We start from the raw sequence: 18,390 nt of genomic DNA, 5'->3' as shown, positions 1-18,390 counted from the left end.
TTCCTAACAAAATTCGATTTCTACCACTAATGATATCATATTTTTTATTTATAATCTAGGTCTTGTATCCACTCTCCGATCTCTTTTGGTGTGCTTTTGCAAAAATCCTGAATCCACATCTCATGGAGTTTAACTTCTGATTCTGTACTATCTATGTTTCCAACACGCCCACCTGTTTCCTGAAGTGCTTCCAGGCAATCCCATTCCTTTTGGAAGTCCCCAGCAAATTCCATCCATACTTTTATATGATATTCCTTAAAACCTAAATGGTAAATCAAGTAGGTCAACCTGTCAAAATCAGCTAACGGCATTTTTTCTTTTTTCAGCAATAACCTTTTATCATGCTCGCTGCATAAATATAAAAATGCAAGCTGTTCTATTTTTGCCTGCTCCATATATTTCTCCCTTCTCTTCTGTCCTTGTCTCACTTTTACAACCGATTCTACCTTGTCCAATCGTTAAAATCAATACAGATGGTGCAAAAAGTGAGACAAACCATCTGTTTACCAGAGAGGAAGAGATTTAAGATGCCAAAGCCAAGGACACAGTCTGGTGAGAAGAATCTGATTAGCCAGCGATTGATTGAACTTCGCAAGACCCACAATATGTCTCAGCGTGATCTTGCCTATAAACTCCAGTTAGCTGGTTACGATATGGATAAAAATGTAATCACCAGAATCGAAACAAACAAGCGTTATGTCACTGATCTTGAATTAAAAGCCATTGCTGAAATCTTTCAGGTTTCATACATATTTCTCATTGATGGCAAAGATGAATAGAAGTGACAAATGGGGAAGTGTCTTTCGTGCTTCCCCATTTTATCCGTCTCTTTTACAGATTCAGTAATTCCAGGATTTTCTGCATACCAGCCTGATACAAGGATTCCGCATATAGAATCCATCTCTCATTTACTTTCGTAACGTATGCATCTATCATTTTTCGTTTTTCTTTTTCAAGTCCCATTGCCTGAACCTGATCTTCATATTTTGATATTTTTTCGAGCATTTTCTGGTACACTGCATTTTCTTTCAGTTCATTTTCTACCTCATCAATCCAGGTATCCATTAGCAGTTCCAGTAATTTCTTTGTATCACTTTCGTCCTTTCCTGACACTGCTTTTTTGATTTTTCCAAGCATGGCACCATACGAAATCATCTGTGCCTGTCCCATATAGAAATGATATTCTTCTTCTATCATTTCCTTTCCGTTCTCCAGTTGGAAATATTGGTGCAGTGCCTGATGTTCGTCTGCTGTCAGACTGATTGACTGAGCCGCTTCCATAAATGTTTCTATCACTGGATACTTCTCTATAAGTTCCAGTATTTTCTTTTGCAGTCTCTGGTATTCCGCATTATGCTTTTTCAGATAGATACATACCTGTTCTCCTATCCGTATCCCCAGACATTGCTCGTTCCAGATGATATCTGGCTGTACTGACATATCGTTTTCTCCTTTCTGTGTCGTTTCCCTGTTCCAAGCACAAGACTATACCACACTTCCGGGAGAAAGCTATTCAGCAGATCTACTAAAATGACCGGGCGGATACTGTGCAACCTATCCTTTCTTTATAATAAAAAAAGGCATGGAAGAATCTTATTCTTTCATACCTACTACTTATTTCTATATTCAACTGAATACACATTCTTTTCCATTATCTGTGTATCATGTACCTATTTTCCTCTAAAAGCAAACTGTATACACTCCATACACGCCTACCATCTATACCTCATTTTACATCCAGCATTAAAAATTCTGCCTGATGTGTCAATGCAACGATCAGATTCAATTTTGCTTTCATCCCTGTTGAATACTCTTTTATAAATTTATTCAACGGAATCTGATATCTTTCACACATCTGATGGAATTTTTCTGCTTCAAACCTTGGATATAATCTGGCAAGGACTGCCTCGACATCTTTCCCTTTCAAATATCCGCTAAAGCCAGCTTCTGCCAGAACGACTCCAAGTTCTTCTTTCTCTTTTTCATTTAACTCTTCGGGTATTTTTCCCATGATCTTTATCTCGCCGCCATCATAAGAAATAAGTCCGAGCATTGCCTTGAACAAAGTACTCTTCCCGGCCCCATTCTCTCCGACCAAACCAGTAATCCTTCCTTTTTCCACATTTAGCGAACAGTCTAACTGAAATTCGCCGTAGCTTTTCTTTACCCCTTTAATTTCTAACATAATTTTTCATCCTCCATGATGAGTTCAAACAAGGAACGAATCTCCTCTTCTTTCATTCCACAGCGCCTTCCCTTCTGAATTGCTGCTTCCAAATCCGCCTCAACTTCTTTCCTACGCTCCTCTTCCATCAGCTGTGTATTCGATGCCGCTACATACGTTCCTTTCCCGTGAACTGTGACAGTCATGCCCTCTGCTTCCAGATTGTCATATGCTTTCTTCACGGTAAGTGCACTGATCTTCAGTTCCTTTGCCATCGTTCTCACAGACGGCAATATATCATTTTCTTTTAATTCTCCGGAGATAATCTGTGCTTTGATCTGCTCCATAATTTGTTCATAGATTGGTACCATCGATGAATTATTGATTATAATCTTCATATGTTCCCTCCTGTTGTAAACAGTATATAACAGTACAACACTGTTGTCAACTGTTATATACTGTTTGTCCTTTAAAAAATAAAAAGCGGCTAATCTATTTTTCATAGACTAACTGCTCGTGTTTTAGTTTCATATTCAGTTTTATTCTACACATCTGACAGGTCAATAACCGGGGAAACATGAACTCTCTGTACGCAGAGGAACTGATTGCAACTGAGCATGGAAAAATAGTAATTTATGAATCGCATTATCAGAAAATTAAAGATGCGGTGCTTACGTTTGTGTGAAGATGAATTCTCCTACTGCAGATCGCAGATTATGCCAGGCACCAATGTGGTTCTATATATTCAATGTAGTAAATCCCATTGACAATTCACAGAAAATTCTAGTATCATTATGTATATAAACAGTTTTTAATTGTTCAAATCAACATTTTATTATTAAAAGATAGGTGATTCCATTGGAAGTCATGAAAAATCAAATCAAATTTTTTATTGAAAGGAGAATTTATATGAAAAAGGTTATATGTTTATTTTCCGCATTTTTATTACTTTTATCATCTTCCATGACAACATATGCACACGAAACAAACTCTCAAGATAACCTATCAATCCCAAATTATAATAAAACATACTCCGCACAACCAACAGATAATGATTTTTTGTCACTACAAGAATATAATACAGTATACTCCAATGGAGAAAATCCTCTAAAAATAGATTCTCCTTTAACCACTCAAAATCCCCCTGATATATATGCTATTTTCCCTATCCGGAAACAAACAAAACCCATTATTTTAACAAATCAACAGGTACAAGTTGGAACTATCACATTGCAATATCTAACAGATATTCCGGGTGGTAGACTCCAATGTGGTCAACTTAAGTAATTTTGATTTGATAGTTGATGGAATAATTCTCATAAATGTTCTCCTTGTAGTTGAAATAGATATAGTTCTAACTACAAGGGCCGCCTTATTGATATTTCATCAATAAGGCGGCCTCATACTTTAGAGATTCTGTCAAGTATTAATTTAAAATAATGTTGATTTTTTCTTAACTAAATGTTATTGAATCTAACCACAATGGCGATTTTAATACGGAAGCAAATAATTTTCCAAGGTAGTTGATACCGATACATGCAAGAATCAATACAATTTCTCTGTCTTCCTTGCCTCCAGTATAAAATTCATTTTCTTTGCGTTTAATACTACGCATTTATCATTCATACTATAAATTTCTCCACAACTTTCTACTTCATATATCAATCATCTTCCTCAAGTTTCTGTACTCTTCTTTTATATATTTTAGAAAATATCATTAATACTAATAAACATAAGATTTCCACCTGCACAAACATAATAATTCCAGTTGCAATTGAGCCAATAAGTTTATGGTAATTCCGATAGGAAACACTAAACCATATAATCCCTGTCAACACTGCCGCAATACTACTGGCTATGATATTTGTCTTGAGATTCGGTTTCAATTTTCTATCCCAAATTCCATTGCGCACACAATCAATTGAAAGATATAATGCAAGACTCATAAATACAACCCATTCTCCGGCAAGATTCTTGATACTGTCATTCCCAACTATCATTTGTATTAACATTACAATCAGCAAGCCCCAAAAAGCAATCCAACATCCATTATGTTCAATTTTAAGAAGTTTTAGTTCCTGGCGTTCATCTAAATTACTTTTCATTTTCCTAATTTTCATCCTCTTCATCCTCCCAGAACAAATCATCCAAACGTTTATCTAATACACGACAAATTTTACGACACAGTTTTATTGTAGGATTATATTCTCCCTTTTCAATAGCATTTATGGTTTGCCTTGAAACACCAACAGCTTCTGATAAGACCTTTTGTGTCATATCCTTTTCAGCCCTTGCCACTTTTATCGCAATATTTTTTGCCACTTTATGTTCACCTCCATTTATAAAGTAACACTTCTTTTTCATAATGTCAATTATATTTTACTTTTTGTCTTATATATCAAGACAACTACCAATAATCCGATGAGTTTAGAAAACTCACGTTTTGTGTCCCTCATGGCAAGAGCTTAATCTATCGTCAAAAGATACTCCTTGTTACCATCCTGCATTCATTGCGTAAAAAATCACCACTACTTGCATTACCATTATTAATGGAACACCAACAGTGAAATAATCTTTCCTTGTTTTATGACGTAATAAATACATTGCCAATAAACTGCCAACCGAACCACCAACAAATGCTAAACCTAGTAATGTTACAATTTTAATTCTTGAACGATGCTTGGCTGCATTAACTTTATCCATCGCATAAGCTACGAAAGCTATAAAATTGATAACAGCTAAGTATATCAGTAATATTTTATATTTTGCAAAAAACTCCCAAAATGCCAGTGTTATGTGATCTGCATGATGTCCTTTTACCATCAATAATATTATAACTTGTATCACAAATACACATACGATAAACACTCTTGACATCATATTGTCTTTGACAGTTTTACGATCAAATAGCAGTATTGCCAACAATATTCCTGCAGAACCACCAATTAATGCCCCGATAGTTAAAATAGCATCAATTTGTGCATTTTCGGTATGCGAATATAAAAACATATTAAGCAGACATAGAAAAAATCCAATTATATTAACCCCAATAAGGTAGTATTCAAATATTCCCAAACACTTCACCCCTTTTTATAAAGTTGTCCCACATATACCTCATATCCTCTGCTACGCAACTCCAGATAAACAATATTTTCGTAAACTCTTCCAAAGTCCATGTTTCGTGTACCATTGACTGCATAACGAAATGATGTATCACAAAGATAATATTTACTATTATTTGCCAGATATTTTTTCCCTTTTAAATCATAGCGTTTTGCCTCATAGAACAGAAATGCATTTTCCAAATACCCAATGTATTTTGACACCGTCTTTCTGATTATCTCGCTCTGGTCATTTTTTAAAGTTTTGCTGATATTATTAGGCGAAAGTAAATTACCGATGTTATCCATCATGAATTCAGATATGTTGGTGAACTCTGATTTATTTCTTATCTTATACTTTTCAACCAAATTTCTGATAAGAATGGTTGAATACACATCCCTAACGTAATCATACTGTCTGTCCTCGACCTTAATTCTATTCCCACTTTTTTAAAATTATTCATTTTTTGGTATTAGTTTTTAATTTTGATTTCCTAGACATTTCCCACACTTTTTCAATGGAAAAAGGTGGAAACTATTGCTTCCACCTTTATGCCCACATTGGTGCCTGACACCTTGTATAGTTTTGTATTGTGCTTTGCTGCAATGAATCTGGGATTAGATTATGAACACCATGCGGTGCTGATCGGATATTTCTATTATATTTTTCATGACCGACAGGCACTTGCGATTCCATTTTCCTATTTTCTATTCTTCTGTTTCTTCCGTTTTGTTACCTTTTACTTTTTCCATGATCTCTTCCAGATAAGTGCCTTCCAGTTTGTAGCCTTTTGCGTAGATCACAAATGCAAGGATTGTAATTACAGAAGGTACAACCCCCATTAATACTCGCATTCCCATGATTGTAGACGCGCTCTGTTCTGCGTTTGCTACATAGCCGACAATTGTAAGTCCTACACCGATCAGCCAGGCAGATACTGCAGATGCGGTCTTAACAAGCAGTGTCTGGAATGAAGCGATAATACTTTCATTTCTACTTCCTAATTTTACCTGCCCATAGTCGATGACGTCAGCAAGCATAACGGTTGTTGCTCCTAATGTAAGACCAGAACCCAATTTATAGAAGATACCGCTGATTGCTACAATTACCATGTTCTGTGGTGCAAAGAATCCACAAAGTACAACTCCTGCGAGACCAATTGCAGGGCTGAAACTGGCAATTGCAAATACCTGTTTCTTTGTAAAATAGTTAGAAAGGATTGGGAAAAGGAACAAAGCTGCAATCTCTGCAAACTGTGCTGCAGTTGTAAAGATCGGATATAAGCCTTCATTTCCGGTTACATATTTGAAGTAATAAATTGCAATACCACCGGCAAGTTGTACAACAAGGTTGTAGCAAAGCACGATTCCGATAAATACTTTCAGCTGATCATTTCCGCCAATAACATGAAGCGCGTCTTTGATTGTAAGTCTTTCTGCTTCTTTACCAGACTTCGCTTCCTGACAGCTGCGGTCTTTTACAAATACAACAGTAATAATAGAAGTAATTACAAAAATCACTGCAATAATTTTCGCAAGTGCAGAATATCCAACAGCGCTGTCTCCTTTACCAAGAATAGATACCAGTTCCTTCTAATCCGGAAGGTTTTGATTTCTTACCGACATATGATAATTCGGTAAAATACTGTAATACTTCATCTCATCCGGTGACGAATCTATAAATACAATGTGATCTGTATACTGGTGAAAATCTTTCACCTCTTCCAGAACATACTGTTCTTTCTACCGCTTTTTTCTACTTTATTCTTTTTATTCATCTCATTGAGGTGTCAGTTTTATCCGACACCTCATAGAATATTTCCCTTTTTATTCGATTACAATCTATGGTTTTATGCGTTTTAACTTGTAAAGTGCTCTTTTGCAAACTGCATATCCTGTACCACTTCTACAGTTCCAAGATAATTATCTTTTTTGTCTCTCACTGCATAATAAGTAACTAAAAATGGTTTTCCCTGCTTTTCCATCCAAACCGGAACGCTATCACGAGTATGATTTTTAAAACTTTCTATAATGGAGCGAACCATTGGTTCTATCTTAGGCGGATGACAAGAGAATACTTCTCTGTCAATTGCCATGCCAGGGCGTTTGAACACTTTCGCTCCTTCATTAAAGAAACGATTTATATTATTATCATCGATAAATGTAATCTCTATTGGCAACGTATTAAGCATAGCTTCCAACTGTGCTGCACTCATATGTCCACCGCCCATTACTATTTCACCTTCATAAATAGCCGCCTCATGACGATTCTTTTTATCCTGCACATATTTTTCTGCTTCTTCCCATCTATTATCAATGCCATACACTAATGCATAGTCTTTGGCATCTTCATAGATTTCATACCATTCTTCGGCTGTAAAATTCATTGCGCAGATAGGGAACAGTATATTAGTCTCTTTATAAATCATTTCATCCGCTCTTGTTAAAACAGCTTGTACTCTTTTAATCCATTCTTCGTCATGATTGCATTCCTTATCTATTGCCGCTAATTCATCTCTGATTTCATCATCAACAGACCACATAACATACGATGGTCCTGATATTTCATAGCGAACTTTAAGGAGTGGATAAATCAAATCACCCTTTTTTGCATAGTGTATTGCTATTTGTCTAAAATCTGATATTTTTTTGCTTACATCTTCGCCCTTTTCCAGTGCACCTCTAATATCTGCTATTTCTTTGCTAAACTTCTCATTTGCTTCTGTAAAAGAATAAAGAGGATGACCCTTTGTTTCTCTGAGTGCTTTTGCAAGCTCATGTTTTCTGACATATGCATCCGTCATAGTTGTCATTTCGGATGTTTCTTCCTTTTTTAAAGATTCTTCGACTGCCTTTTCAGCATTTGCTATTTTTTCTTCTTTGGTTAAGCCATGAAACAATGCACTATGCACATCACACAGTTTCTGCACCTCTGTAATAGGCGTTCCCTCTTTTATAAGTTCCTGCTCTGCCTTCATAATTTCAGAAGCATCTACATCAGAAAAATTCTGGACAAAATCTTTTTTAACACTTTCTAAATCTTCTCCATTTCCAAGTCTCTTTAAATAATCCTTCAGTAATACTGTATTGCCAGTCTCTTTGGCTTGAAATTGTTTGCTCCCCATAGAAGAAATATCTGGCATATTACCAGTAATTTCAAAACCATTTTTTATCAGTTCTGCTATAACAACCGGAATCGAAATTCCTTTTGCCTTTGCACCCTTAGGAATTGTCATAATTCGTCCAACGGAGTTTAGTATAGCCGGCTTCTTAATTTCATCAAACCCAAGATTTGCCATAATATCAATCACTTCTGGATAAGTTTTCGTAATATCATACACCGACCAGTTTAAATCAATTTTTTTACTCATAATATTTTACCGCCTTTCCCCTATTTTGTTTTAAGAAAAATCTATCTCACAATTGTAAATCTGTCTCTTTCCGTTCCCGTCTGATTATTTATTTAATAACTTTTTTAGATCCTCTTCCGGTGTACTAATTGGAGAAATCCCATAATTCTCTACTAGGAAATTCAGCACATTTGGCGAAATAAATGCTGGTAATGTTGGTCCGAGGTGAATGTTCTTGATTCCGAGATAGAAAAGTGTAAGTAAAATACATACGGCCTTCTGCTCGTACCATGAAAGTACCATCGATAGCGGAAGTTCATTTACATCACATTCAAATGCTTCTGCTAAAGCGATTGCGACCTTGATTGCACTATAAGCATCATTACACTGTCCCATGTCCATGATTCTCGGAAGTCCTCCGATTGTTCCTAAATCTAAATCGTTGAACCTATATTTTCCACATGCAAGCGTCAAAATAATGCTGTCTGCAGGAGACTGTTTTACAAACTCTGTGTAGTAGTTTCTTCCTACTCTGGCTCCATCACATCCACCAACCAGGAAGAAATGTTTAATATCTCCATTCTTTACTGCTTCAATCACCTGATCTGCTACAGATAATACAGTTCCATGTGAGAAACCAGTTGTCACCTGTATTCCACCATTAATTCCAGTCATATGCTGGTCTTTGGTATATCCACCTAAGGCGAGTGCCTTTTCAATCACCGGTGTAAAATCCTTTTCTTCTCCTATGTGTACCATTTCCGGATAAGATACAACTTCTGTTGTAAATACTCTGTCTGCATAGCTTGGTTTTACAGGCATAAGACAGTTCGTCGTGTAGAGAATTGCTCCAGGAATATTATCAAACTCTTTCTGCTGATTCTGCCATGCTGTACCAAAGTTCCCCTTTAAATGAGAGTACTTCTTAAATTCTGGATATGCATGCGCCGGGAGCATTTCACCATGTGTATAAATATTGACTCCTTTATCTTTTGTCTGCTCTAATAAAAGTTGTAAATCTTTTAAATCATGACCGGTAATAATAATAAATGGTCCTTTTTCAATTGTAAGAGGTACTGTTGTTGGTACAGGAGTTCCATAAGTTGTAGTATTTGCCTGATCTAAAAGCTCCATACATCTTAAATTCACTTCTCCAACCTCTAATACAATAGGAAGTAGTTCATCCATTCCCCAATCCTTCATTCCGACTGCAAAAAGTGCCTTATAGAAGAATTTGCTGATTGTTTCATCGGTATATCCAAGTACACTTGCATGATATGCATATGCAGCCATTCCACGAATCCCAAAAAGTATTAAGGATTTTAAGGAACGAACATCTTCATCAGTAGTCCAGAGAGTATTCATATCAAAATTATCGTTTCTTCCACATGAGCCGGAACATGTAAAGCAATTTGGTACTAATTTCTTTTTTTCATTTTCTATCTTATAAATTAAAATTTTTAATGTCTCATCATTAAAGTTTACGTTTGTAACGGTTGTAAACAATCCCTCAAGAACTAATTGATTCATCTCTTCGTTTACAAGGTGCTCATTGCCCTCGACTGCACGAGCAAGTCCGATTAATGCTCCTGTAAGCTCATCCTGTAATCTTGCAGTATTGGCGGACTTTCCGCATACTCCTGCATTTCCGGTACATCCTGTACATCCTGCGGTCTGTTCACATTGATAACAAAACATTTTATTTTCCATGTTTTTCTCCTTATCTATTGCTTTATTCATTATTTCTTGTTGTTTAATGGTACTATATCAAACTCACAACAATTATTCCGTTGTCCAGACAACATTTTTGTTTTGTTTTCGATTTTTGTGATATACTATGGAAAAGATGAAAAAAAGGATTATAGAACTCATGGAAAAATATATGAACATCTTAACGAATACACCTTTGTTTCAAGGAATTTCAGAAGCAGAAATTCTTCCAATGCTTAAATGTCTATCTGTCAGCATTAAAAATTATTCAAAAGGTGAATACCTGCTAAGAAGTGGCGATAAGGTACAAACTATCGGCATGATTCTATTTGGTCAGGCTCTCATAATAAATGATGATGTCTGGGGGAATCGCAATATTATTACAGAGCTGTCATCAGGAATGCTCTATGGCGAAAGCTATGCCTGCATCAGCAGTGTTCCTGCTCAAATCAGTGTTATTGCCAATGAAAATCTCACCGTCATGCTTTTCAATATAAATCATATTATTACAACCTGTTCTTCATCTTGCAGTTTCCATACAAGATTGATTCATAACCTATTAGAGATAATAGCAAGAAAAAATGTAAGATTGATGAACAAAATAGATCATATTTCTAAGAAAAATTTACGTGACAAGATACTTAATTACTTGTCTGGCGAATCTATGCATGCCGGCTCTAACACATTTACAATCCCTTACGATAGGCAAGGGCTGGCAGATTATCTGAATGCAGATCGAAGTGCTCTATCTAATGAATTAAGCAAATTACAAAAAGAAGGTGTCCTCTCTTACAAGAAAAACACCTTCTCTTTGAAGTATTAGCTGGTTATCAGCTGAATTTGTTGATTGTGCGCTGTCTTTTTTTCTGTTATAGTATCGCTCATATTCATACCATCCCTTTCCGACTTTATTATCCGGTCAATAATTACCTGCTTAGAATCAACTTTACTGCATCAATCAAGTCCTCACTGAATCCTTCCAGTTCATCCATTGTAATCACTTTATCTCTTACAAAATATGCAATATCCCATATAGCTGTGGATTTGCGAAGTTCAATCAAAACTCCTGGATGTTTCTTATCCTGCTTAATTCTTTTTTCCAGTTCCCAAAAATGATCTGATGCGTTGCCGGGAGAAGTTAGTAATTTACATATTCTGCTGTGAGTTTTTCCATATAATGTTCTTGCCAGTCTGAGACACGCTCACGATAAAGTTTCCAGTCTGCTTTTGATATATCCATTTCACTGCCTCCGTTCACTTGAATTTCATTCAATCTTTAAATAACGAATAATATTTTTCTGCAACTGATGGTATCGCCCTTTAGTGTCAGGATTCTTTCCACAATACTCTCTTTTCATTTGCTCATTAGGTTCGTATACGATCGGAATATCGTATAAATCGAATTGCTCACGGGTAAGATCGACATAACATCCATCAATTTTATTGAAATAATGTGTTCCTCCTCCGTTCACTCTGATACGATGAATACTTCCTCCAAACATATCATAAACAAGCATTGCTGTAATAGCACATTGCCCATAGGAAGGATCGGTCGAAACCCATTCTGCCTGACATGACGGATATGCTGTCTCTGCCGTCCACGTTTTTCTCAACACTGCATACAACTTATGTAATGTATCAATCCCGGGGAATGCAGCTACTTCCTGACATCTTTTTTCAGCCAATTTCTGTCCCTGATAATAAGAACCATCAGCACCAGCCGGCACTATTTCTTCCAAATTTTCCAAAGCCTTTTTTATTGCACCACTCATAGGATTTCCTTTCATATCAAAGCTATATCATTTCTAAAAACTTGAAGTTGTTACATTGGCGAATGAATCCACATGTATCCCAAAATCAAGATACTAAGCACTATTACAAGCAGCAATGCTATACCAATTGCTTTGTGCTTTCGCTTAAAAGCGATAAAACTTCCCACACCCATTACTATGTATGCGAGAAGCAATAACATCGTAAAACTCATGTGACCTCCTTAAATCCCGATTGAGATTTCACTTGTTTTAAGAAATTTAATAACTGTTATATTTTGCAAAGAAATTTTTACCTACTTCTATATGCGAACCATAATCGCAGTAAAAAGGTGGGTTAATCCATGCACCTTCCGATTTTCCCAAAAGTTCTTTTACTATTTCTGCAATCCCATCAAAATCCGACCGATCTGCAAAATTAAGTTTTTGCAAAATTTTTCTACATATCCTCTGTTCTTCCATAACCGCTTCATCTGAAATGTAAGCAAGCTGCATATCTCTTCTTTTTTTCATATCCATAATTTAATTCTCCATTTCTGTTAAATTTTTTAACCATTTATATTGTTTATAATGTTTAAATACTGCCGGAAGTTTTACCAGTTCATCCAGATTTAAGACAAAATACACCATCATTATCGGCAATTTAAATACAAATGCTGCGATACATCCCAGTGGAACTGCAAAGCACCACATGGTACATCTACCTGCATAACCACAATTTTTCAAGATTCCCTGCAAAACCTGCAGAACTCCTGAAAAGTTATAGGATAATCCAATCACTTTCAAATACTTAATACCATAATCAATCAGTATAGTATCGTTTGTAAACAGTCGCATGAGCGTTTCAGGAATAAAGAATGCTGCAAGCAGAAAGAGAATGGAAATTATGAATACATATCTTAATACCCAACATAAAAGTATCGCATGCACTTACAAGTGCTAACATAAATTGTTGTGCTGTAATGGGCAGAGCAAGTTTCAAAATCTTATTTGTGAATTCGTTTCCCATCTACAATTTTTCCTTTCTGTGCACAATATAAAATTCAAGTCGAACGTCCGTGAGACTTGGCGCGTGATTCTGGTCAGCGAAGCTGACATATTCCTATCAGAATCACTGCGCATCCTCGCGGAGCGTTTATCTCAGTCGGAGATTGGACTCCCACTGAGACAAATTTGCTATTACTCACCACCTAAAGGACGCCACTGAAAAAGTGGTCGTAAAATCATATATCTGATATAATTAAGGTATCATAATTGTCGGAGGTTGATTTCCCGCTATCCCTTGCCAGAATTGCATCCTTTTTCCGTTCATGTTCCTGCAGCATATCCAGTCCAAAAGCCCCCTCATTTCCCTGTTTCGGATAAATGTCTGTAACAATCCCTTCAGGTGCCAGTTCAAATGCCTTTATCACTCCATCTTCATTAGGAATCTTTTCTGCCAGTTCAGAAAATGTATTCTCATCCAGATTCTCTCCTGCACTGATATAATTTCCCAAAAGAGCAGAGAGCATGCTATACTGATCCAGTCTTGCCCTGACTCTTTTCTCAGTAATCTGTGCCATATATTTTCCGGTTGTCTTTTCATCCTTTTCCAAATTATGAAGCAGAAAAGCGCCAACAATCAATGCTGTCAGAAAAACAATCAATCCAACAATATAGCAATATACTCTTATCTTTTTATATAGTTCGCTGTCCTTTTTCATTCTGCTATCCCTCTGTTATTCTCTTCTCGGTCACTGACATATCTGCTTACCAGCACAGAATTTTCGGATTGTATCCATCAGTTCCTGTACATTTAAAGGTTTTGACAAGTGCGCATCCATCCCTGCCTCCATCGTCTTTCTTTTATCTTCAGCAAAAGCATTGGCTGTTATGGCAACGATTGGAATCATTTCTGCATCTTTCTTTCCACTGCCACGAATCGCCCTAGCTGCCTGATATCCGTCCATCACAGGCATCATGATATCCATTAGAACCGCATCGTAATATCCTTCCGGCATTTTTAGGAAACATTCCACTGCCTGCTGTCCATCTTCCGCCTCTGTGACGGAAATTCCCTCATCTTTCAGAAGGAATGCCGCAATTTCCCTGTTGAGCTCGTTATCCTCTGCCAATAGAATACGGCACCCGGACAGGTTTTCCTTTGGTAACTCAGACATTTCCTGTACAGCTGCAGGTTCTTCTGCTATTTCAAAAGGTATGACCACATGTATGGTAGTGCCCTGATTTTCCACACTGTCAATCTGAATGGTTCCACCCATGCGATCAAGCAGTTCCTTTACAATCGCCATGCCTAGTCCAGTACCTTTATACTGCGATCTTGCTCCCTGATCAGCCTGAACAAATGGACGAAATATATCCTTCAGGAAATCCTCTGACATTCCGATTCCCGTATCTTTTATAGTCACATCTACCAGCACTCTTTCATCGGATTCCTTCTCTTCTTTCAAGTAGCAATCCACAGTTCCATTTTTATGGTTGTATTTAATACTGTTTGTGATCAAATTTAAAAATATCTGTTTTACATGCAGGGAACTTCCGATAAGATTCGGATATGGAATCGAATAAGGAGCATCCATAAAATGAATCGTAATACACTCTTCATCTGCCCTCATCTGTGCAATGGTTTCCACCTCATGAAGCAGCTCCGGCAGATAAAAATCTTCTTTAGCCAGTTTTACCTCTTCATTTTCCAGTTTACTCAGTTCCAGCGTGTCATTGATCAGCGACAACAGATGGTCTGCCGCTACTCTTGCCTTAAGACGACTGGAATCCACCAATATTCTGTCCTCCGGGTGCTTCATGCAGATATCCATAAGTCCGATAATTCCATTCAATGGTGTCCGCATATCATGGGACATTCTGGAAAGAAAATCCGATTTACTCTGGTTTGCTTTTTTCTCGCTTTCCAGGGCAATGGTTTTTTCCACCAGTTCATTTTTATCCAGAATCAGATTCCAGTGTTCGATTACTCCATCCGGTTTGCGGATTTTGTGTCCCCTGTCCTCAATATATTTCCAAGATCCATTTTTGCATCTCATTCGATATGTGATTTCATAATGATCCGCTTTACTATACTGCTCCAACGCCTGTGCAATTCCCTGTTCCAGATCGTCCGGATGCGCCAGGTCAACAATCGTCCCTCCAGAAGCTTCCATCAATTCCTCCGGAGTATCATATCCCAGCATCTGTGCAAAATGCTCTGAAACATACTTAAAAGAATATTCCGGATCATCATTGCTGATTTTCACACCACCCGGCAGTGCAGATGTGATCATGTCCAGCTGATGCTTAAGTGCCTGATTTACTTTTTGCAAAGAATCTTTATAAAAACGCTCTTTCTGTACGATCTCATCTATACTTCGGAAACCAAGGAACGCAAAATGGCTGCCTTCCTCGTACTCTTTTACAATATGTGCCTGAAAACAGGACAGCCCTGCTGCATTTGGTGACGTCTCAAAAGAGAAATGATATTCGTCTTCTGTTTCAAAATGCTTTTTAATCTCGTTACGGTCCAGTTCCCGACGCATTACATCACGAAATTCCGGAAGTGCAAATGTAGAAGCATATGCATCCACATAATCTGAAAATGCTCTGAGCTCTTCATGTTTCTGGGCATGATTTGTCTTCTGATTAAATACAAACTCATACTCATCCGTATCCAGATTTAAAACAAAAGCTGTCGTATAATCACGGCTCAGTCCTGACAAAATCCTGTTCTTTATCATCAGTTCCTTCATCATTCTCAGGTTTTCACGAACACTTCCCAGATGGCATCCCACATCAGATAACAGATTCATGGACATCCTATCCTGATTCAGATTCGGGTTATCCAATCCGATAAATCCGATAAATTTATGATTTGTATAAATCGGCATAGCAATCAGGGAATGAATATTCTGAGGCTTTAAAATTTCATATTCCTGTGGAGTTTCTTTTGCGATTTCTTCCAGATCATAAATGATGATATTTTTCTTCTGGATAAATGTTTCTACCCAGTTCTGCATCAGGCAGACAGGAACTTCCTGCAGATTCTGTATCTGTGGTTCGATTCCTGCGGCACACCATTCAAATGTATTTTTAAAACTTTCCTTTTTTTCTGAACTCCATTCAAAAACATACGCTCTGTCTGCTGCTGTATATTTTCCAATGCTCTTCAGCATAGATAATGTCATATTGTCCAGTTGTTTTTCATTCTCTGCCTGACTCATAGAAGAAATCTTATGAAGGATTTCATCCATGTAATACAATTGACTTTTTATATCATCTCTATTTTCTTTCATATCACTTTTCCCCAATTTATAATTATTAGCTGCCTGTCCCCAATCAATATTCTGAAACAAAAAACGCATTGCCTTTTCAGACAATGCATCCTAAACGTTGTAACTGGCTGCTATTTTGCAACTCTTATACTTTGTGTCTCAGACTTTCGGCTGATTTGCTAACGAATCTTTTTCTCTTATTATACATTTTTTCTTGAAGTAAGTCTATTACAAATCGGTCTTGTCTTATTGCTTATTATATATCTTCTTCCTTTCATAAAATTTCATACGATTTATTCACGCAGAAAAAGCCTTCTTTCACGAAAAGGAACCACTTCTTCTGCGTTTTTATTTTATACTAAAAATAATACATTTCCTTTTGAAACTTTTTTTATACCTGATCAAATCTACAAAATGGAATTGAAAAAGCGAGGAAAATTACATTATGGAGAACACAATAAAAAAGAAAGTATGAAGAAGAGAAAAGTTGTAATTTTATCTATAGCAATAATTGTTATTGCGTTATTACTTGAAGAAAATATTTTGAAATATGTTAATGATAAGAATGCGTATAGAACATCGAAGGTGCTTCTTGATCGTGTGATTACTGTGCTTGATAAAAATGATAAAAGTAAGGCAGAGCTTATCGAATCGTTGAAGGATGATTATATTGTAAGAGCTGAGGCGGTGTCTTATATTATCGATGCCAAGCCGGAAGTTGAATATGATGTTGATGAGTTGCAGAAAATTGCAAAGTTGATGGCGATTGATGAGATACATTTGTTTAATGAGCAGGGATGTATTTATAGCGGTTCGCTGCCAAAGTATTTCGGTTATAGCTTTAATTCCGGAGCACAGATAGGATATTTTAAGCCGATGTTGGAGAATAAATCGTTGACAATGTGCCAGGATGTTACTCCGAATACTTCTGAAGGTAAGAAAATGATGTATGCAATTACCTGGAATGAGGATAGGACGAAGATGATCCAGGTTGGGATTGAGCCAAAGCGACTTCTTAAAGAGATGAAGCAGAATGCAGTTTCTAGTGTAGTGGCTGGAATGCCGGTATATAAAGGTATGGAAATTGTTGTTGCGGATGAGGATACTCAGGTTATCAACGGTGCAACAGACAGCAATAAAATCGGAAAAAATCTGGATGAAATTGGAATGTCATTGGATAATCTCTGTGTTGATGATGCAAGCGCAACCCATATTAGAGTGGACGGAAAACGTTGTAGATGTATGGCGCAGCAGGATGATAAATATATTGTTGTTGTAACAGTAGAGGACGCATTTTATTTGCAAGGAAGTATCATGGCAATTTTTATAGTAGGTGCATATCTGGTATTAGCATCATGTTGTATAACATATATGTTTTCGAAAATTTTAAAAGAAAGATTAGAAAAAGAGAAATTGATATATACGTCAAATACAGACGAACTTACCAGATGTTTTAATAGGCGAGCATACGAGAATGATATAAATCTGCTTAAGCTTAGTGATTCGTGGATATATATGTCCATGGATTTGAACGGATTGAAACGGGCGAATGATTCTTATGGACATGCGGCAGGTGATGAACTTATATGTGCAGCGGCAGATTGCATGAAGAACAGCTTTAATGAATATGGGAAGGTATACAGAGTCGGCGGTGATGAGTTTGTTGTTATCATTACAGAGAAGACTGAGCAGTTTGAAGATATAAGACATAGTTTTGATGTTCATGTGGCAAATTGGAGCGGTGAATTTGTGGATTCAATGAGTGTCTCATACGGATGGGTTTTCAGTACAGAGAGAAATTGGAATAGCGTGTATGAGGTTTCAAAAGCCGCAGATAAGAGAATGTATGAAAGTAAAGAACGCTTTTATAATGAAAGCGGTGGACGATAGTGCTGGTTGTTCACGCAGGAAAAACGAGACTATGAAGAAAAGTCTGTAAATTAGATTCTTCTATGATAATGATGGGCGAAAGGCTTGAAAAATCAGCTTTTCGCCCTTTGTTTATATATAACAGTTACTAAAACGCATGTCAAG

Annotated in this window: 23 protein-coding genes; 4 read left to right on the top strand and 19 right to left on the bottom strand. The window is 36.8% G+C overall.

Annotated features, from left to right (window positions below):
• Nucleotides 1-44: 44 nt before the first annotated feature.
• Nucleotides 45-395 carry a hypothetical protein gene (locus LQE94_RS07495; RefSeq protein WP_117802442.1) on the bottom strand — a complete coding sequence of 117 codons (351 nt, stop codon included), beginning with the start codon at nucleotides 393-395 and terminating at the stop codon, nucleotides 45-47.
• A 132-nt stretch (nucleotides 396-527) separates the two neighbouring features.
• Between LQE94_RS07495 and LQE94_RS07490 the strand changes: the two genes are divergently transcribed.
• Complete coding sequence (locus tag LQE94_RS07490) at nucleotides 528-779, top strand: helix-turn-helix domain-containing protein (RefSeq protein ID WP_015513363.1); 252 nt, start codon at nucleotides 528-530, stop codon at nucleotides 777-779.
• A 52-nt stretch (nucleotides 780-831) separates the two neighbouring features.
• Here the strand turns inward: LQE94_RS07490 and LQE94_RS07485 are convergent, their stop codons facing one another.
• The 3 genes from LQE94_RS07485 to LQE94_RS07475 all read right to left on the bottom strand — a co-directional run bounded on the left by LQE94_RS07485 (nucleotide 832) and on the right by LQE94_RS07475 (nucleotide 2,562).
• Nucleotides 832-1,440 carry a DUF6664 family protein gene (locus LQE94_RS07485; protein WP_117802443.1) on the bottom strand — a complete coding sequence of 203 codons (609 nt, stop codon included), beginning with the start codon at nucleotides 1,438-1,440 and terminating at the stop codon, nucleotides 832-834.
• 286 nt (nucleotides 1,441-1,726) lie between these two features.
• Nucleotides 1,727-2,185 (bottom strand): ATP-binding cassette domain-containing protein, encoded by a 459-nt coding sequence (locus LQE94_RS07480; protein ID WP_240577341.1) that lies wholly within the window; start codon nucleotides 2,183-2,185, stop codon nucleotides 1,727-1,729.
• Nucleotides 2,179-2,562, bottom strand: coding sequence for a GntR family transcriptional regulator (locus LQE94_RS07475; protein WP_118688658.1), 384 nt, complete (start codon nucleotides 2,560-2,562; stop codon nucleotides 2,179-2,181). The genes LQE94_RS07480 and LQE94_RS07475 overlap by 7 nt, the downstream gene beginning before the upstream one ends.
• Nucleotides 2,563-3,073: 511 nt before the next feature.
• On the opposite strand from LQE94_RS07475, the gene LQE94_RS07470 reads away from it, so the two are divergent.
• Complete coding sequence (locus LQE94_RS07470; RefSeq protein WP_240577340.1) at nucleotides 3,074-3,451, top strand: hypothetical protein; 378 nt, start codon at nucleotides 3,074-3,076, stop codon at nucleotides 3,449-3,451.
• A 166-nt stretch (nucleotides 3,452-3,617) separates the two neighbouring features.
• On the opposite strand, the gene LQE94_RS07465 is transcribed toward LQE94_RS07470, so the two are convergent.
• The 8 genes from LQE94_RS07465 to hcp all read right to left on the bottom strand — a co-directional run bounded on the left by LQE94_RS07465 (nucleotide 3,618) and on the right by hcp (nucleotide 10,325).
• On the bottom strand, nucleotides 3,618-3,779 hold the full coding sequence (locus LQE94_RS07465) for a hypothetical protein (protein ID WP_240577439.1): 162 nt from the start codon (nucleotides 3,777-3,779) through the stop codon (nucleotides 3,618-3,620).
• Nucleotides 3,780-3,825: 46 nt separating this feature from the next.
• Entirely contained in the window at nucleotides 3,826-4,284 is a 459-nt protein-coding gene (locus LQE94_RS07460) for a DUF6773 family protein (protein WP_330420173.1), read from the bottom strand.
• Nucleotides 4,274-4,528 carry a helix-turn-helix transcriptional regulator gene (locus LQE94_RS07455; RefSeq protein ID WP_276312715.1) on the bottom strand — a complete coding sequence of 85 codons (255 nt, stop codon included), beginning with the start codon at nucleotides 4,526-4,528 and terminating at the stop codon, nucleotides 4,274-4,276. Before LQE94_RS07455 ends, LQE94_RS07460 begins: the two co-directional genes overlap by 11 nt.
• Before the next feature lie 129 nt (nucleotides 4,529-4,657).
• Nucleotides 4,658-5,239 (bottom strand): DUF1294 domain-containing protein, encoded by a 582-nt coding sequence (locus tag LQE94_RS07450; protein WP_276312714.1) that lies wholly within the window; start codon nucleotides 5,237-5,239, stop codon nucleotides 4,658-4,660.
• 5 nt (nucleotides 5,240-5,244) lie between these two features.
• A complete protein-coding gene (locus tag LQE94_RS07445) occupies nucleotides 5,245-5,661 on the bottom strand; it encodes a DUF4143 domain-containing protein (RefSeq protein ID WP_330638908.1) in 417 nt (138 codons plus the stop codon).
• Nucleotides 5,662-5,973: 312 nt separating this feature from the next.
• Nucleotides 5,974-6,843 carry an MFS transporter gene (locus LQE94_RS07440; RefSeq protein WP_330638914.1) on the bottom strand — a complete coding sequence of 290 codons (870 nt, stop codon included), beginning with the start codon at nucleotides 6,841-6,843 and terminating at the stop codon, nucleotides 5,974-5,976.
• 281 nt (nucleotides 6,844-7,124) lie between these two features.
• Complete coding sequence (locus LQE94_RS07435) at nucleotides 7,125-8,636, bottom strand: DUF438 domain-containing protein (protein ID WP_186864419.1); 1,512 nt, start codon at nucleotides 8,634-8,636, stop codon at nucleotides 7,125-7,127.
• 84 nt (nucleotides 8,637-8,720) lie between these two features.
• Nucleotides 8,721-10,325 carry a hydroxylamine reductase gene (gene hcp / locus LQE94_RS07430; protein WP_240577336.1) on the bottom strand — a complete coding sequence of 535 codons (1,605 nt, stop codon included), beginning with the start codon at nucleotides 10,323-10,325 and terminating at the stop codon, nucleotides 8,721-8,723.
• Between the two features lie 160 nt (nucleotides 10,326-10,485).
• Here hcp and LQE94_RS07425 point away from each other — a divergent pair, with 160 nt between their 5' ends.
• Complete coding sequence (locus LQE94_RS07425; protein WP_118225547.1) at nucleotides 10,486-11,148, top strand: Crp/Fnr family transcriptional regulator; 663 nt, start codon at nucleotides 10,486-10,488, stop codon at nucleotides 11,146-11,148.
• Between the two features lie 103 nt (nucleotides 11,149-11,251).
• Here LQE94_RS07425 and LQE94_RS16325 read toward each other — a convergent pair whose 3' ends face one another.
• The 7 genes from LQE94_RS16325 to LQE94_RS07385 form a co-directional block, all read right to left on the bottom strand.
• Nucleotides 11,252-11,386, bottom strand: coding sequence for a hypothetical protein (locus LQE94_RS16325; protein ID WP_330638907.1), 135 nt, complete (start codon nucleotides 11,384-11,386; stop codon nucleotides 11,252-11,254).
• Nucleotides 11,387-11,590: 204 nt separating this feature from the next.
• Nucleotides 11,591-12,097, bottom strand: a complete 507-nt coding sequence (locus LQE94_RS07415) for a YunG family protein (RefSeq protein WP_240577335.1) — start codon at nucleotides 12,095-12,097, stop codon at nucleotides 11,591-11,593.
• Nucleotides 12,098-12,147: 50 nt separating this feature from the next.
• A complete protein-coding gene (locus tag LQE94_RS07410) occupies nucleotides 12,148-12,309 on the bottom strand; it encodes a hypothetical protein (RefSeq protein WP_186864415.1) in 162 nt (53 codons plus the stop codon).
• Nucleotides 12,310-12,355: 46 nt separating this feature from the next.
• The gene (locus LQE94_RS07405; RefSeq protein WP_240577334.1) at nucleotides 12,356-12,613 is read right to left on the bottom strand and encodes a maltose acetyltransferase domain-containing protein; all 258 of its coding nucleotides are present in this window, start codon (nucleotides 12,611-12,613) and stop codon (nucleotides 12,356-12,358) included.
• Nucleotides 12,614-12,616: 3 nt separating this feature from the next.
• Nucleotides 12,617-13,024: an MATE family efflux transporter gene (locus LQE94_RS16530; RefSeq protein ID WP_330638906.1), complete on the bottom strand. Its 408-nt coding sequence runs from the start codon at nucleotides 13,022-13,024 to the stop codon at nucleotides 12,617-12,619.
• 293 nt (nucleotides 13,025-13,317) lie between these two features.
• Nucleotides 13,318-13,797, bottom strand: a complete 480-nt coding sequence (locus LQE94_RS07390) for a CHASE domain-containing protein (RefSeq protein ID WP_240577333.1) — start codon at nucleotides 13,795-13,797, stop codon at nucleotides 13,318-13,320.
• A 30-nt stretch (nucleotides 13,798-13,827) separates the two neighbouring features.
• Entirely contained in the window at nucleotides 13,828-16,377 is a 2,550-nt protein-coding gene (locus LQE94_RS07385; RefSeq protein ID WP_240577332.1) for a PAS domain-containing hybrid sensor histidine kinase/response regulator, read from the bottom strand.
• Nucleotides 16,378-16,827: 450 nt separating this feature from the next.
• Here LQE94_RS07385 and LQE94_RS07380 point away from each other — a divergent pair, with 450 nt between their 5' ends.
• Nucleotides 16,828-18,246, top strand: coding sequence for a GGDEF domain-containing protein (locus tag LQE94_RS07380; protein WP_240577331.1), 1,419 nt, complete (start codon nucleotides 16,828-16,830; stop codon nucleotides 18,244-18,246).
• Nucleotides 18,247-18,390 lie beyond the last annotated feature (144 nt).

It is taken from the genome of Mediterraneibacter sp. NSJ-151 (genome assembly GCF_022487435.1).
GTDB classification, from domain to species: domain Bacteria; phylum Bacillota; class Clostridia; order Lachnospirales; family Lachnospiraceae; genus Schaedlerella; species Schaedlerella hominis.
Note: the sequence above shows the minus strand (reverse complement) of the source record. Positions and strands in the feature narration are given on the sequence as shown.